The sequence below is a fragment of the Streptomyces sp. NPDC002671 genome (assembly GCF_053592475.1).
On sequence record NZ_JBSFVU010000180.1, the window covers coordinates 1 to 1,146 of the forward strand.

Sequence of the window (1,146 nt, forward strand, 5' to 3'; positions counted from 1 at the left end):
CTTTGCGGCGTGATGTCGTTGAGGGCTGACGATGTGTGATCGTCGCGGTATGCCTGTTGTGTGAGATATCCGCAGGGTGGTGGGCTGACGCCTGAACGGCAGGCGTTTCGCGAGCGGATTCGGCTGGAGGCCGCGGAGCGATTCGCTGCGGGTGCCTCCAACGCCGAGGTCGCCAAGGACTTACGGGTGAGTGTGCGCTCGGTGCAGCGCTGACGCCGAGCCTGGCACGACGCCGGCACCGAGGGGCTGCGGTCTGCCGGGCCCGTGTCACGGCCCAAGCTGAGTGAGGCCCTGTTCACCGTGCTCGAGCAGGAGCTGGCCAAGGGGCCGGTCGCGCACGGCTGGCCGGACCAGACGTGGACGCTGGCGCGGATCAAGACGCTGATCGGGCGCCGGTTCCACAAGAGCATGACGCTGTCGGCGATCGCGCGGATGCTGCACCGGCACGGCTTCAGCCACCAGGTCCCGGCCCGCCGAGCGGTCGAGCGCGACGAGGAGGCCGTGGCGGGCTGGGTGAAGGAGACCTGGTCGCAGGTGGAACGTCCGTGGCGGCGCTCGACGCCTGGCTGTGCTTCGAAGACGAAGCCGGCTTCTCGATGACGCCGCCCACCGCACGGACCTGGGCCCGACGCGGACGCACACCCGTCATCCGGGTCCGGGGACGCTCCCAGCGCCGCTTCTCCATCGCCGCTCTGGCCTGCTACAAGCACGGCGAACGCTCACGGCTGATCTACCGGCCCAAGCGGCATCTCGATCTCAAGCGCGGCGGCAGACGCAGTTTCACCTGGACCGACTACCGCGACCTGCTCATCGCCGCACACCAGCAGCTCGGCGCACCCATTGTGCTCGTGTGGGACAACCTCAACGTCCACAAGGACCGCCGACTGCGGGAGTTCATCGACACCCACGACTGGATCACCTGCTACTTCCTGCCGGCCTACGCACCGGACCTCAACCCCGTCGAGGGCATCTGGTCCCTGCTGCGGCGCAGCAGCCAGGTCAACACCGCCTTCACCGATTCCGACCACCTCATCAGCACGCTCCGACACGGTCTCCGCCAGATCCAGTACCGCAGCAACCTCATCAACGGATGCCTCGCCGAAACCGGCCTCACCCTGACGACATCACGGCGACAACGTCAGTAGA

At 67.6% G+C, this 1,146-nt stretch carries 1 pseudogene; it reads left to right on the forward strand.

Annotated elements, in window-relative coordinates:
* Positions 1-60 precede the first annotated feature (60 nt).
* Positions 61-1,145, forward strand: a pseudogene (locus ACWD35_RS45600) (IS630 family transposase).
* The last annotated feature ends 1 nt before the right edge of the window (position 1,146 follow it).